The organism is Clostridium sp. YIM B02551 (assembly GCF_022324735.1).
Taxonomy (GTDB): Bacteria; Bacillota; Clostridia; order Clostridiales; family Clostridiaceae; genus Clostridium_T; species Clostridium_T paridis.
This window is the reverse complement of record NZ_JAKGTF010000002.1, coordinates 225,068-240,520: the sequence shown is the minus strand read 5'-3', so window position 1 is coordinate 240,520 and position 15,453 is coordinate 225,068. Positions and strand designations below refer to the sequence as shown.

Genomic DNA, 15,453 nt, shown 5'->3' with positions numbered 1-15,453 from the left:
TAACTTAGTATAAAGCCTGTAATAGGGCTTTTTTATTTTATTCTTTGGGAAATAATAGGCTTTAAGATTTTTAGTAGCGGAATTTGTTGATAAAATATTGAATTATTTATATACTAAGTATATATGCGCATTTATTAGGAGGAAGTATAATGTCAATGATTTTAGACGAACTTATGGATCGTGGGTACATAAAACAATTTACTCATGAGCAAGAAACAAGAGAATTATTAGAGAAAGAAAAGATAACTTTTTATATAGGATTTGACCCTACAGCAGATTCGCTACATGTTGGACATTTCATTGCAATGATGTTTATGGCACATATGCAAAAAGCAGGACATAGACCTATAGCACTATTGGGTGGCGGTACAGCAATGGTTGGAGACCCAAGTGGAAAAACAGATATGAGAAAGATGCTTACTAAAGAGCAAATAGAGCATAACGTAGCATCTATAAAGAAGCAGATGGAAAAGTTTATTGATTTTGAAGATGGAAAAGCTTTAATTGTAAATAATGCTGATTGGCTACTTAACTTAAATTATGTAGACTTCTTAAGAGAAATAGGAACTCATTTTTCAGTAAATAGAATGCTTACAGCTGAGTGTTTTAAACAAAGATTAGAAAAAGGATTATCATTTCTTGAGTTTAATTATATGCTTATGCAAGGGTATGACTTTTATGTATTAAATAAGGAATATGATTGTAAAATGCAATTGGGCGGGGATGATCAGTGGTCTAACATGATAGCTGGAGTTGAACTTATAAGAAAAAAATCAGCTAAAGATGCCTTTGCAATGACATGTACGTTATTAACCAATAGTGAAGGACAAAAGATGGGTAAAACCGTAAATGGTGCATTGTGGTTAGATCCAGAAAAAACTTCTCCATATGATTTCTATCAATACTGGAGAAATGTTGGAGATGCTGATGTGCAAAAGTGTTTATCACTTCTTACATTTTTACCTATGGAAGAAGTAAGACGTTTAGGTAGCTTAAAAGATGCTGAAATTAATGAAGCTAAAAAGGTATTAGCATACGAAATTACAAAGTTAGTTCATGGTGAAACAGAAGCTCAGAAGGCTAAAGAAGCTTCAGAAGCATTATTTGGTTCAGGAAATGATTTGAGTAATGTTCCAACTGTAACAGTGAGCAAAGAAGCATTTGGTAAAGCTCTTTTAGATTTATTAGTAGAAACTTCGGTTATACCTTCAAAGAAAGAAGGAAGAAGACTAGTGGAGCAAGGTGGATTAACTCTAAATGGAGAAAAAGTTTTAGACTTTAAAAGAGAATTTTCTGAAGAGGATGTGAAAGAAGGCTCTGCATTAATTAAAAGAGGTAAAAAGAATTATAATAGGATAGTTGTGGAATAAAATTTATTCTAATTTTAGAGGATCACTTTAGGAATATATAATTTCTTTATATTAAAATCTTAAGTGTATCCTCTTTCAATTTTTTATAAATTTATACGATATATATTGTATATTAATTTTTTAGGAGAGGATTACTATGCCTGGAGTTTGGAATATAAATTCTGTTTATTCTGTAGGAGCTAAAAGACTATCTTCGAAACTAACATTTGAAGTAGGAGAAAAATTTTCTGGTAGAATAATTAAGAATAGTGATGGTAAAGGTGAATTTACAATAAAATTATTAGATGGTTGGCAGTTCCTTGCACAGTTGGATGGAGAGCTAACTCCAGAGCAATTAGATAAGCTCTTGAAATTTCAAGTTTTGGGGTTTGACCAAGGAAAACTTAAGCTGAAATTAGTAGCAGATGAGAATAAAGGTACAAGCCAAGAACAGGATCCATTGCAAGCTTTAATTAAATCTGAAGGATTGGCTAAAAATGATATTGATGTTTTAAAGAATTTAGTGAAATTTAATATACCATTAACGAGGGAGAATATATTAAAATTTTCTTCAATATTTTATTTTAATGACCAATCAAAAGTCAATAGTGATGAGATTAATGAATTTATAAATAATTTTTTGGCTAGTAAAAATATTTCAGATGGTACTTCAAAAGCTTTGGAAGTAAGAACAGCGTTGGAAGGATTTTTTAAGGAATTTAAAAAAATAGATCATAATGATATATTAACAATGGTAGAAAATAACATTGAATTAACTGAAGAAAATATAAAAAGTTATAATAACTTATTTAAGGATGGAAAATCAATTGAAAAAATGCTCCTTAATGGACAAATAGAAAAGAATTCAAATTTTGAGACTCTAGATGAAAGTATTAATAATAATTCTGCGAATATTGGTACAAGTAATGATGATACTGGGGAATTAAAAAATAATAGAACTATTTTACCCAAAGAGATTTATGCAAACAATGTTCAAGATAAGAAAGTCAGTATGCTAGATGTTCTTAAAAAGATGTCTGGTGAAATAGAGGAAAGCACTTCTGCAGAAGCAAGGAGCAAAGAATTATTAAATAAAAGTGATACTAAATCAGCTATAGCAGGGAATGATGAAGAAGTGTCACAAGGTAATTTGAAGGATAGCTCTCAAAAGGTTTTAACAAAAGATATTTTTAAAGAAGAAGTAGAAACATATTTAAAAGGCAATAATAAAACTATCGAAACCTTAAATTCCAAAGACTTAAGACAAATTGCAAATGAACTTAAACAAAAGGGTTATAATGTAGATAATGACGAATTTAAAGAAATAAAAGATTTATTTTCTTTAGACACAGATAAAAATGAAGAAATAATAAAAAATAATATTAAGCCAACAAATGAACTAGTTAAGGATTCAATTAGAGAAAAAAGTATCGAAGTTAAAAATTTAATAAAAGAATTAATTGTAGCAACTAAGTCAGGCGATAGCGAAAAGGAAGTATTTACAAAAGCGTTAGACTTCATAAAAAATAATTTGAATGAATTTAAAACTTTTAACTCAATTAGCAATAACTATTATTATATGGATGTTCCGTTAAAGCTTAAGGAAAGAGAATATGATTGCAAGCTAATTATCAAAGATGAGAGAGGTAAAGGTAAGAAAATAGACTCTACTAACATTAAAATGGTGGTATCTGTTAATACAGTTAATTTGGGAAAAGTGGATGCTTTCTTAAACTTAAAAGGTAAAAATTTATATATTGATTTAAAATGTAGTGAGGAATATATTAAAAGTTTTGAAAAAGAGAGTAGGAATCTACTGAATGCATTGAATTCACTAGGATATAATAGTGAGGTAGTAGTATCTCAAGCAATTGAAGAGGTTAATCTTACAAACTCAAGGGAATTTTTCAATTCAACAAACTTAGTGATTTTAGATAGAAAGGTGTAGACTAACCATGAATCATAAAAGAAAAGTAGCAGCCTTAAAATATGAAGAGAATTATGATGCTCCAGTGGTTACTGCAGCTGGAATGGGATATGTAGCGGAGAAAATACTTGAAAAGGCTCATGAAAATGACGTACCAGTAGTAGTTAATAAAGAGTTAGCAGATTTACTTTGCAATGTTGATGTAGGAAATGAAATACCAGATGATTTATATGAAGCTGTAGCCCATGTAATTGCTTTTATTACAGACTTAGATAATAAAAATCGAAAGTAAATTAAATAGGTAAAGGGTGACTTAACATGGCATTATACGCAATATCAGACTTGCACCTATCATTTAATTCAGATAAGCCGATGGATATATTTGGAGATAAATGGATAAAGCATGAAGAAAAAATAAAACAAAATTGGATTAAGAATATAAGTGATGAAGATACAGTTCTAATTGCTGGAGATATATCTTGGTCAATGAAAACAGACGAAAGCTTAGAAGATTTAAATTGGATAAACGAATTACCTGGAAGAAAAGTAATAATTAAAGGTAATCATGATTATTGGTGGGGTGGAATAAAAAAATTAAATTCATTATATGATAATATGAATTTTATACAGAATAACTTTTTTGAATATAACGAATGGGCTATTTGTGGATCAAGAGGATGGATATGCCCAGGAAGTGAAAAATTCTCTCAAAAAGATGAAAAAATATATAACAGAGAGCTTATAAGATTAAAGTTATCTTTAGATAGTGCTAAAAGTAAAGGCTTTGAAAATATAATTTGTATGATTCATTACCCGCCAACTAATGAGAAATTTAATGAATCTGGATTTGTTAGCATATTTAAAGAGTATGGAGTTAAAAAGGTTGTATATGGACATCTTCATGGACCTTCATTGGGGAATGTACTAAACGGAGAAAAGGATGGAATTGAATATATTATGACTTCGTGCGATTATATTGATTTTAATCCTATAAAAATACTTTAATATTATTTGATTTTTTCTTGCTTGTTTAATTAGTGTATCATAGTATAAGAATATACTAGATTACAATGAGAAAAAACATGGAGAGTAGTTTGGGGTGATATTATGGAATTAAATTATAAAGAATTGGAAGATTTGTGTGAGATATTAAAGGTTTTAGCACACCCAGTAAGGTTATGCATAGTAAAAGGATTGGCAGAACACGGCGGATGTAATGTGTCTAAAATGCAAGAGTGCTTAAATATGCCACAATCAACAGTTTCTCAACACCTTGGAAAGCTAAGGGCAGCTGGTATAATTCATGGGGAAAGAAAAGGTCTAGAAATAATTTATAAAGTAAAAAATGAAAAAATAATTAAAATTGTAAAATCTATTTGTGAGACTTAAAAGTTAAAATAGAAAAGAGAAAGGGTTACCTTTCTCTTCTTATTTTTTGCCAAGGAAAATTTAATGAAATAAAATAATATATTATTTATATGCTATTCAATTAAATTAGCAATTCTCTTTAAACCATCATTTATACTTGAAGAAGATTGAGCTTCTTCTTTTAATGTAGCAGCTATTTCTTGAGTCAATGCTGCATTTTCTAAAGTTAATGTTTCTAAGTCTTTAACTTGATCAGTAGCTTCTGAAGTTTTTGCAGCAACGGTAGTTAGGTTTTCTACGAATACTTCTATTTCTTGAGTTGCATCATTAATAGAAGATTTTATGCTGCTAAATGAATCTTTAGTAGAGGAAATAGCTTCTTCTTGAGAAACAAGAGCATCATTTCCTCCGTTTATAGCATTAGATGCACTTATTATGTCAACCTTAATTTCTTCAAGTAATTTAGTTATACTTTGAACTGCTTGTTTTGAATTTTCTGCTAGTTTTCTAACTTCTCCTGCAACAACTGAGAAACCTCTTCCAGCTTCTCCTGCTCTAGCAGCTTCTATAGCAGCATTAAGAGCTAAAAGATTGGTTTGGTTTGCTATTTGACTTATAGAATCTGTAATTGAATTAACATATTCTAATTTGCCAACCAAGTCATTTACAGTAGAAGAACTTACATTGAATGCATTCTTTAATTCTTCAAGTGAGCCGTCTAGAGTTGTGATTGTGCTTATACCTTTTCCAGCAGCATCATCAGTATCTAGAACTTTTATGTGAACATTTGTAACGTTATATGCTAATTCTTCCATTGATGAACGTAGGTTCTCAACAAAAGAAGTAACTTCCGATATATTTTGACTTTGTTTTACTGAGGAATCTGCTAGAGAACTTAATGTATTATCTATATTGTTTATAGATGAATTAAATGTATCTGAATTCCCTTGAAGTGATTGAATTTCACTTTTTATTGATGATAAAACTTGTGAGTCAACTTTTTTCTCCATAACTGGAGTAACCTCTACATTTTCGTTAGTTGTTTGAAAACTTTCTTCGATATTTTGTTTCTTTGAATTGTTAAAAAATCCCATAATAAAGCCTCCTAAGTAAAAATATTAATTTTGAGAATCAGATAATTCTTCACGTATAAGATCCCTACAATCTCTACATAAGTTCTTAACCTTTTCAGGAACTCCAGGAGTAGTAATTACCTGTGAGAACCATCGCATTGCATCGTCATAATTTTTAGTCCTTCTGCTTAATTCACCAATTAAAAACATAACAGTATATCTTTGCATGCCATAGATTGGGAAATCCTCAGTACTATATGCATCATTAAATCCTTTCAAGGCCTGAGACAAAAACGATAACTCATTTTCTTTATCATTAAGCATCCTATGCATCCAAGCTATTTTTAAGCAAATCATAGCTTTTGTACTATTTTTAGCCTGAATATAGATTGCATTAACAAGTGCTAATTTATATTTTTCTATAGCTAACTTTTCATCTATGACGTTAGGATATTCTCTTCCTTTCCATTTAGGAGTTATTGAAGATAGTATAATATCCTTTTGAAATGATTTTATTTTTGGAAAATCAGTCTTCATTGCTGCATATCCACAACTGTTGCAAACCCAAACATCATAAAAATAGGGGTTAACAACATCATAATGAATAAATAAATCAGTATCTTGTCCCTTTTTTCTAGGCCCATTCACTTTATAAGTTGGGGTTTTGAAAGAGGTACCACATACTGGACAAGAAACTTGCTTGTCAAATAAAAAATCTTCTTGTGAAACTTGTTTTGCCTTATTCGGCGCTGATTCTTGTTTTTTTGCTTCATCATAAACTTTTAAATTCTTTAGGTCATCAAAACCTAGGTTTTCTAATCCAGAAAAAATATCATTCATCGCAATACACCTCTAAGTATATATTAACATATATTATATTATCGTTCAAAATTTAATTATCATAAGAGGAATATTTTGATATAATAAATGTAGAATTTGAGAATAGGTGATATAATATGGCAATAAGTGATTGGAAAAAATTCTTGATGCCTTATGAACAGGCAGTTGAAGAAATTAAGGTTAAACTAAAAAGTATTAGAAAAGAATATAGAAGAAAAAATGAATATTCACCAATTGAGTTTATAACTGGTAGAGTGAAAGAAGTATCTTCAATGTTAGAAAAAGCAAACAAGTTTGGTATACCTATAAATAGATTAGAGTATGAGCTTGAGGATATAGGTGGAATAAGAATAATGTGTCAATTTGTTGATGATATTGATACAGTTGTTAAACTTCTTAGAAAAAGAACTGATATGCAGATATTATATGAAAAAGATTATGTCAAAAATGTTAAGCCGTCTGGATATAGAAGTTACCATATGATAATAAAGTATCCAGTAAATATGATTGATGGTCAAAAAGAATTATTAATTGAACTTCAGATAAGAACATTGGCAATGAACTTTTGGGCTACAATTGAACATTCACTTAATTATAAATATAAACATCAAAAGCCAATAGAAATTAGTGAAAAATTGAAGAGTGCAGCTGATGCAGCTTTTAGATTAGATGAGGAAATGTTATTTATAAAAGACGAAATAAAGGATGCACAAAAACTTTTTGAAGTAAAATCAGATATAATATCAAATATAATGAGTAGTATACTAACTTTAACAAGTTTAGGACGTATTGCAGATGCTAGTAGATATCAAGTTTCATTAAATAAACTTATTGAAGATGGTGAGGTATGGGAATTAAATAGTTTATTGTTTTCTATACATAGAGATATTGATAAGTATAAAGAAGGTTAGATATATAAAGGCAACTCATGATTATATAGGGTTTTTTATAGGAAACTTAACTTATACTTGTTTGAAAATGTCGGCTCCTGGACATTTTCAGGCATGAATAAGTTAATAGTTGAACTTAAAACCCTATAGATTGAGGAGCCTTTATTATATATAATATACTTAATAATTAATATTAAATAATAAGAAATACAAATTAAATATTAGAGTGAATTTATGAAAGGGAATCTAATATGAACAGTTATGAAATTAAAATAAAAGATAATCCAATATATATAAGAGAAATTGAAAATCCATCTGAAGAACTTCAATTATTAGCAGTCGGGAAAAATGGTACAGCAATTAGGTATATAAAAAATCCATCAGTGGAAGTTCAATTGAAAGCAGTGAGAAATAATCCATTGAGCATTGAATATATTGAAGATTCAGCTGAAGAAGTGCAAATATTAGGGGTAAAGAGTTTATGGAATTCATTAAAGTTAATAAAGAACCCTTCTGAGGTAGTTATTAAAGAAGCAGTTAAGACTAAGGGATGGGCAATTCAATTTGTAAAAGATCCTTCAGAAGAAATTCAATTGATTTCAGTAGAAAAAGATTATGATGCAATTAAATATATAAAAAATCCATCAGAGAAAGTTATACTAAAGGCCCTTGATACATACTGGGGAGCCATTAGGTTTGTGGATAATCCTAGCTTAGAATGCAGGAGAAAGGCAATAAAAATAAGTGAAGAAGCAATAAATTACATAAGTTATACCTACGAGGAACTTAAATGTTTTATAGAAGATAATGTAAATGTAGTTAAGTATGTCTATAACGATATTGATATAGATTTAGTTATAGAGGTGTTATCTAAAAAGCTAAAAGCGGAAGTAATTGATGAAAAGTACTTAATTGATTTTTTAAATCTAGAAATTATTGAAATGGATAAGATTAATTTTATCAATAACTATGGGAGTAAAAAAGCAAAAATGATTTTAGTAGATTATAAGTTATCAGTTTAGAATTAAGTCAGAGCATTAGATTGAATAGGTGTAGAGTACTAAGTTCAACTAATAAAATAATAAATTAAGTTTCCTATAAATAAACCTATTGATATAGAGAGGAAGAGAGAAGTGAATTTTAAAGATGCATTAAATACAGTTGAATTAGTTATTGAAGCTGGAGACGTACCTTTGTTAATTGGAGAAAGTGGAATAGGAAAAACATCACTTATTAGGAAATTAGCAATTAAAAATAGGTGGTCATTGGTATCCATTGATGCAAATCTACTAAAAGAAGGAGAAATAGGAGGTTTGCCAACAGTTTCTAAAAGGAAGTTTGTGCTAGGTAATCAAACAATAGAAAGAAATGTGACCGAGTATGCTACTCATTCCAAGTTAATTGAGGTTGATAATTTAATTGAAAATGGGCATAAAGTTCTTTTATTTATTGATGAACTAAATAGATGTGAGCATACCGTGCAACAAGAGTTAATGAATTTAATTTTAAATAGAGAAATTAACGGATATTACTTACATAAAGATGTATATGTTATTGCGGCAATGAATCCATCAAATAAATACGATGATTTTGAGAATAGCGAATATCAAGTTGTGGACATGGATCCAGCTCAAGAGGATAGATTTGTTTGGATACAAATGGAGGTAGATATAAAAGAGTGGCTTAAATGGGCAATGTCAGATGGAGAGATACATGAGCATATAATAGAATTTTTATCTTCATTTCCAGATTACCTACATACACCAAATTCAACAGATCATATAAAAGCAACTCCAAGAAGCTGGGAAAGGGTATCTAAGGGGTATAAAATATTCTTAAACAGCAAAGAATCAGTTTCAAAAAATATTTTTTATAACCTTGTTAAGGGGAATATAGGCGTAGCTATTGCAGGAGATTTTATAAGCTTTATAGATAACATAAAAAATCCACTTATTAAACCAGAGGATATATTTAAAGAGAATATTTTAACATTTGATATTAAAGATAGAATATCAAGAGAAAACCACTCAAGGTTATATATTATTTCAAAGAATTGTTTAAGTTATTTACAAGATCTAAAAAACAGAAAAGGAAATATCACTATATTCTCAGAAGTATTAAAACTTTATCCAAAGGATTTAAGGTTAGGAATTATGAAAGAAATTAAAAGTGATTGCTCTAATGATTTATATATGGAATTTCTAAATAACGAGGAATTTTTAGATGCCTTCTTTGATATATATTCAAGGTAGTGAGGGTGATAAATAATATGAATTATGAAGAGGAAAGCAAATGGTTATTAAAGAAGTGTTATGAAATGGAATCTCCAAAAGAATTTACAGAGGAGTTTGTAAGAAGATTTTGGAGCATAATAGAAGAGGTTAATATAAGTCTTTTGTCTGGAGAGGATAATTTCTTTGGACAATTTATAATACAAGCTAAGAGGAAAATTGATTTTAAAATAACATGGCCGATTTCTACTGTTCCGACTTCAGAAGGATATTTAATGTATTATAATCCTTTTCTGATACTTCCTTTAACATCAAAGGAGGTTGGGGCATTAATAAAGCATGAGATATATCATATAATATTTAATCATTATGAAAGAGAGAGAAGTTTAAAAAACAAGGTATCTTCTTTGGCTATTAACATTGCTATGGACATATCAATTAATCAGTATATAAAAAATCTTCCGCTTTTCGCAAAAAAACTTGATGCAGTTAACTTAGAATATAATCTACAGTTAAATGAAGATATGACAATAGAGCAATATGCTACAGAAATACAAAAGGTAATAAATATAAGAAAAAACAATGTTGTTAAAAACAATAATAATGTATTTGATAAAGAGGTTGACTTAGAGAAAGCTCATGATTCATGGGAGCAAAGTACACTAAGCTTAGATAATTTAAAAGATATAAATAAAAGAACTTCCATTAGTGCATATAAGGGGAAGGCTCCTAAAGATATAGAAAAAATGATTCTAGCGTATAGTGAAAAAGAAGAAATAGTATGGCAGAAGTTATTAAGAAATGTAATAAACAGTAGTAGAGTCGGATATAAAAAGACTATAACCAGAAAAGATAGAAGACAACCTGATAGACTGGATATAAGAGGCAAACTTCCTAATTCTATTCCAAAGATAATAGTAGCAATAGATATCTCTGCATCAATGAGTGATAGCGAAGTTAAAAGCATCATGAAAGAGATATTATCATTATGTAAGAATAAACTAGGGATTATACAAGTAATTGAATGTGATAAAGAAATCCGAAGGATATATCAGTTAAATACTGTAAAAGATATAAAGCCTAGATTGGATAAGCATGGTGCTACTTGTTTTTCACCAGTATTTGAGTACATTAAAGAGAACAATTTAAGAAATGAAGTTGTAATCTATTTTACTGATGGAGTAGGTGAAAAAAAACTTAGAGTAAAACCTATTAATTATAGAACTATTTGGGTATTAACTTCGGATGAACAGTTATCGTTAGAAACCTCCTATGGAGCTGTAACTAGGTTAGAAAGAGTTCAAAAGGAGAAATATGATAATACTTATGGGTTACAAGCCTTAAGAGAAGCTATTCATGATTGGGCAAGATAGTAAGATAAATTCTATAAATAAAAAGTAGAGGGTTCCCCTCTACTTTTTATTTATAGTAACTCAATTTTTGAGTTAAAACTCTGTATTTTAGTGAGTTTAATGACATCCAGAACAAGTTCCACAACCAGAAGCTTCTGGTTCTATAACAGGTCTTAGACTTAAGCCTCTACCATCATTTTCATCTGTTGATAGAATGATAAATCCACCGAATTCATCAACTAGTGCATTATCAGCAAAAAATGTAATATCGTTAACTTTTTCAACAGTATCTGATTCCTTTGGTTCTTCTATTGAAATATTGAATGCAGGACCACTGCAACCATATCCTGCAAGATTAATTCTTACATTAAAGTCAGCAATATCATTTTCACCTAAAAAGCCTTTAAATTCAGTATAGGCTTCTTCACTTAATATAAATTTACTCATACAATTCACCTACTTCTCATTAATGATAATAATTATTGTTTACATTATAGTGTATTTTACTAAAAACTTCAAGAGGGGAAATATAATAATTATTTCTAGTATATGTAAGTTGTGTTATTATAATATTAAGTGTATTTATATTTAGTATTTGATTTATACTATTAATTGAAATAAAATAGAACAAAGGTAAAGCTATAGTTAGGATGTGATTAGATGCCCTTTGATAGAGCATATTATATAGATAAAATTGAAGAGTATAATGCGGTTATTAATGAAAATCAATTAGGAGACTTTAAAATAATAAAAAAAGAAGGAATAGATAAGCCGGTTGAACACTATCTTTTTGAGGTTGATGAAGAGTTTAATAACACTATTTTAGAACTAAGTTCAAGTGATGGAATAATTATGAGTTTATCCCCACTAGAGATAGAAGGGTGCTTTGAAAGTATAAAGAGAGCAAAAGGAAAAGTTGGAGTAGTAGGCTTAGGACTAGGTTATTATGTGCAAGAAATAATTAAAAAACCTCAAGTAAAAGAAGTAATAGTATATGAGAAATCAAAAGAGATTATCGAACTCTATTATAAAAGTTTTAATGAAAATCCAAAGATTAGAATTATAAATGAGGATGCTTTTAGTGCAAAAGAAGAAGAATTTGATTTTTTCTTTGTTGATATATATAGCTATGAATTGAGCTTAGATATTGTAAGTGATTATATTAAGTTTAATAAGTTACATAATATTAATGAGTATTCATTTTGGGGATTAGAAAGGTTCTTGTTAAGCTGCCAAATGGAAGACTTAGCTTGGGTATACATCCCAGAAGAATGGTTAAGTATGGTTAGAGATTTATATAATAAATTTGAAGAAACTAAGTATTTCAAAGATTTTAAACCTATGAATGAGTATATAGTTAAAGAAGTTTTGCACGCATTTAGTGAGGTATTATAAATGAAAATGAGCTGTTTCAGTTACGAAACAGCTCATTTTTTTACTCTTTAGGAATTTATAACATTTAAAGATTGTGGATAAAATTATAAGTTTGAATTATAATCTGAGGATTCACTAGACTCCCTAAAGAGTAAAAAATAGAATTAGTCGCCTGCCAAATTTTCCTCACATGCGTTTGGAAAGGCAGATGCGAGGAAAAAATCGACGGCTCATAATCGCCTTGACGATTTTTTATTTCACAACAATATTTACAAGTCTACCTTTTATAACTATAACCTTAACTACAGTTTTTCCATCGATAGCTGCTGTAACTAAGTCATTACCTAAAGAAGCTTCTTTTATTCCATCTTCACTTAAATCAGAAGGAACATTTATTTTTGCTTTAATTTTTCCATTTACTTGTATAGCTATTTCAACTTCATCTTTAACAAGTGCTTTCGGGTCAAATTTTGGCCAAGCTTCGTTAAATATAGAGTATGAATTTCCAAGTAAGTTCCATTGTTCCTCAGAGAAATGAGGTGCAAATGGTGCAAGAAGTCTTAAATAATCATCAAGAACTGATTTTAAGAAATCTAAATTTAGTGTAGATTCTTGAACATATTTGGAAAGAGCATTTATAAATTCCATCATTCTAGCTATAGCTGTGTTAAATTGAAGCTTATCTGTATCATCAGTAACAGCTTTTATTGTATTATGTCTCCAGAAATTAAGCTCTTTTTCAGCTTTGTCTATGGCAATTTTAGAATTATCTCCTTTAGAAATTAACTCTCTTGAAGTTTCTAGGATTCTTTCAATTCTTTCAACAAACCTATTAACAGATTTAATTCCGTCATCACTCCAAGCTCCACCTTCAGTATAAGCAAATCCAAACATTAGATACATTCTAAATACGTCTGCACCATATTGTTTAATATAGTCGTCAGGGGATATTGTATTCCCTTTAGATTTACTCATCTTTAATCCATCAGGCCCAAGTATTAGACCTTGGTGAGTTAAGCTTAAGAATGGTTCATCAAAGTTTAGATATCCCATATCTCTTAATGCTTTTGTAATAAATCTAGCATATAGTAAGTGCATACATGCATGTTCTGGACCACCAACATATTTATCAACTGGTAGCATCTTATTTATTGTTTCAGGGTCAAAAGCTTTATCATTGTTATGAGCATCAGCGTATCTTAAATAATAGAAAGAAGAACATACAAAGGTATCTAATGTATCTGCTTCTCTTTTTGCAGGACCTCCGCAACAAGGACAAGTTGTATTTATAAAGTCTTCATTTTTTGCTAGAGGTGACTTCCCATCAGGTGTAAACTCTACATCATAAGGTAATTGAACTGGAAGGTCCTTTTCAGGAACAGGAACAGTTCCACATTTTTCACAATGAATTATTGGAATTGGTGAACCCCAATATCTTTGTCTTGAAACCAACCAGTCTCTTAATCTGTAATTAACCTTTTGTTCACCTAAGTTATTTTTAGCTAGTTTTTCAACAAGTTTAACCTTACCTTCTTCTGTTGTTAATCCATCAAATTCTTCAGAATTTGTTAATACGCCATATTCACAATATGGAAGTTCAGGAGAAGAACCGTCTTTTGCATTAATAACTCTTTCAATTGGTAAGTTAAACTTTTGAGCAAAAGAAAAATCTCTTTCATCATGGGCAGGAACAGCCATTACAGCACCAGTACCATAAGTAGCTAAAACATAGTCTCCAACCCATACAGGAACCTCTCTTCCGTTTATAGGGTTAATAGCATAGGAACCAGTAAATACTCCAGTTTTTTCTCTAGAGATTGATTGTCTTTCTATATCAGATTGTTTTTTAGCCTCATCTTTATAAGCATCAACTACTGCTTTTTGTTCAGGAGTTGTGATCTCATCCACTAATGGATTCTCAGGAGCTAAAACTACATATGTTACACCATATAGAGTATCAACTCTTGTAGTAAATACATCAAAACTTAAATCGGAATCTTTTAAATTAAAGGTAACTTGAGCACCAGTTGATCTTCCTATCCAATGCTTTTGCATTGCTACAGTCTTTTCAGGCCAATCTAGTGTATCAAGCTTTTCTAATAATTCATCAGCGTAATCAGTTATTTTTAAGAACCATTGAGTTAGGTCTTTTTTTGTAACCTCAGTAGAACATCTTTCACATGCACCATCTATAACCTGCTCATTTGCAAGAACGGTATTACATGATGGACACCAATTTACTGGAGCTTTCTTTCTATATGCTAATCCTTTTTCATATAGTTTTAAAAATACCCATTGAGTCCATTTGTAGTAGTCAGGAAGGCAAGTAACGACTTCACTTTCCCAGTTAAACATAGCGCCCATAGCTTTAAGCTGCTTTTCCATAGTATCTATGTTCTTTAATGTTGAATCATGTGGATGAATTCCTGTTTTAATTGCATAGTTTTCAGCTGGAAGTCCAAATGCATCGAAGCCCATAGGCTGGAATACATTGTAGCCATTCATTCTTTTAAATCTTGCCCATGAGTCTACTGGACCATAGTTAAACCAGTGTCCTGCATGAAGCTGACTTCCTGATGGATAAGAAAACATTTCTAATACATATAGTTTCTTATCTAAATTTTCTTTATCAAACTCATAAAGTTTTGTTTCTTCCCATTTATCTTGCCACTTTTTATCAATGGAAGTTCCGTAGTTTCCCATAATTTTTCCTCCTTAAAATATAAAAATAAAAACCTCTCATCTCATAATTAAGAGACGAAAGGTTACATTCCGCGGTACCACTCTTGTTAGAATAAATATATTATTCTCACTTAAAACCTTAACGTGGTTAACGTCTTTGCTTTAACAAAGAAGCTCATAGACAAGTTCATATTGTTTCAATGCTATTTTACACCAACCAATAGCTCTCTATAAATGAAGTTCAATACTACTACTTCTAATCAATGCATTGAATTATTACATTATATGTTATTATATGATATTTCTATGGGTAAATCAAGAATGAAATTAGGAGTATATATTATAGAATAAAAACAAAATCTTAAGA

Annotated in this window: 14 protein-coding genes and 1 other annotated feature; of the genes, 10 read left to right on the top strand and 4 right to left on the bottom strand. The window is 29.8% G+C overall.

Annotated elements, in window-relative coordinates; genetic code table 11:
• Window positions 1–149: 149 nt before the first annotated feature.
• From tyrS to L1S47_RS03805, 5 genes are all read left to right on the top strand, one after another.
• The gene (gene tyrS / locus L1S47_RS03825) at window positions 150–1,370 is read left to right on the top strand and encodes a tyrosine--tRNA ligase (RefSeq protein ID WP_238882179.1); all 1,221 of its coding nucleotides are present in this window, start codon (window positions 150–152) and stop codon (window positions 1,368–1,370) included.
• A gap of 136 nt (window positions 1,371–1,506) precedes the next feature.
• Entirely contained in the window at window positions 1,507–3,297 is a 1,791-nt protein-coding gene (locus L1S47_RS03820) for a hypothetical protein (RefSeq protein ID WP_238882178.1), read from the top strand.
• A 7-nt stretch (window positions 3,298–3,304) separates the two neighbouring features.
• Window positions 3,305–3,568: an EscU/YscU/HrcU family type III secretion system export apparatus switch protein gene (locus L1S47_RS03815; RefSeq protein WP_238882177.1), complete on the top strand. Its 264-nt coding sequence runs from the start codon at window positions 3,305–3,307 to the stop codon at window positions 3,566–3,568.
• Window positions 3,569–3,594: 26 nt separating this feature from the next.
• Window positions 3,595–4,281 (top strand): metallophosphoesterase, encoded by a 687-nt coding sequence (locus tag L1S47_RS03810; protein WP_238882176.1) that lies wholly within the window; start codon window positions 3,595–3,597, stop codon window positions 4,279–4,281.
• Window positions 4,282–4,383: 102 nt separating this feature from the next.
• A complete protein-coding gene (locus L1S47_RS03805) occupies window positions 4,384–4,665 on the top strand; it encodes a helix-turn-helix transcriptional regulator (protein ID WP_202769407.1) in 282 nt (93 codons plus the stop codon).
• Between the two features lie 92 nt (window positions 4,666–4,757).
• Here L1S47_RS03805 and L1S47_RS03800 read toward each other — a convergent pair whose 3' ends face one another.
• The gene (locus L1S47_RS03800) at window positions 4,758–5,738 is read right to left on the bottom strand and encodes a methyl-accepting chemotaxis protein (RefSeq protein ID WP_238882175.1); all 981 of its coding nucleotides are present in this window, start codon (window positions 5,736–5,738) and stop codon (window positions 4,758–4,760) included.
• Between the two features lie 24 nt (window positions 5,739–5,762).
• Window positions 5,763–6,557 (bottom strand): DUF2225 domain-containing protein, encoded by a 795-nt coding sequence (locus L1S47_RS03795; RefSeq protein ID WP_202769409.1) that lies wholly within the window; start codon window positions 6,555–6,557, stop codon window positions 5,763–5,765.
• A 116-nt stretch (window positions 6,558–6,673) separates the two neighbouring features.
• Between L1S47_RS03795 and L1S47_RS03790 the strand changes: the two genes are divergently transcribed.
• From L1S47_RS03790 to L1S47_RS03775, 4 genes are all read left to right on the top strand, one after another.
• Window positions 6,674–7,468 carry a GTP pyrophosphokinase family protein gene (locus L1S47_RS03790; RefSeq protein WP_238882174.1) on the top strand — a complete coding sequence of 265 codons (795 nt, stop codon included), beginning with the start codon at window positions 6,674–6,676 and terminating at the stop codon, window positions 7,466–7,468.
• A gap of 230 nt (window positions 7,469–7,698) precedes the next feature.
• Complete coding sequence (locus L1S47_RS03785; RefSeq protein WP_238882173.1) at window positions 7,699–8,469, top strand: hypothetical protein; 771 nt, start codon at window positions 7,699–7,701, stop codon at window positions 8,467–8,469.
• Between the two features lie 111 nt (window positions 8,470–8,580).
• The gene (locus L1S47_RS03780) at window positions 8,581–9,699 is read left to right on the top strand and encodes an ATP-binding protein (RefSeq protein WP_238882172.1); all 1,119 of its coding nucleotides are present in this window, start codon (window positions 8,581–8,583) and stop codon (window positions 9,697–9,699) included.
• A 17-nt stretch (window positions 9,700–9,716) separates the two neighbouring features.
• Window positions 9,717–11,051, top strand: coding sequence for a VWA-like domain-containing protein (locus L1S47_RS03775; RefSeq protein ID WP_238882171.1), 1,335 nt, complete (start codon window positions 9,717–9,719; stop codon window positions 11,049–11,051).
• 96 nt (window positions 11,052–11,147) lie between these two features.
• On the opposite strand, the gene L1S47_RS03770 is transcribed toward L1S47_RS03775, so the two are convergent.
• On the bottom strand, window positions 11,148–11,477 hold the full coding sequence (locus L1S47_RS03770; RefSeq protein ID WP_238882170.1) for a HesB-like protein: 330 nt from the start codon (window positions 11,475–11,477) through the stop codon (window positions 11,148–11,150).
• Between the two features lie 213 nt (window positions 11,478–11,690).
• Between L1S47_RS03770 and L1S47_RS03765 the strand changes: the two genes are divergently transcribed.
• Window positions 11,691–12,425: a hypothetical protein gene (locus L1S47_RS03765; RefSeq protein WP_238882169.1), complete on the top strand. Its 735-nt coding sequence runs from the start codon at window positions 11,691–11,693 to the stop codon at window positions 12,423–12,425.
• Window positions 12,426–12,656: 231 nt separating this feature from the next.
• On the opposite strand, the gene leuS is transcribed toward L1S47_RS03765, so the two are convergent.
• Window positions 12,657–15,107, bottom strand: coding sequence for a leucine--tRNA ligase (gene leuS / locus L1S47_RS03760; protein ID WP_238882168.1), 2,451 nt, complete (start codon window positions 15,105–15,107; stop codon window positions 12,657–12,659).
• Window positions 15,108–15,154: 47 nt separating this feature from the next.
• Window positions 15,155–15,359 (bottom strand) — a binding site (T-box leader).
• Between the last annotated feature and the right edge of the window lie 94 nt (window positions 15,360–15,453).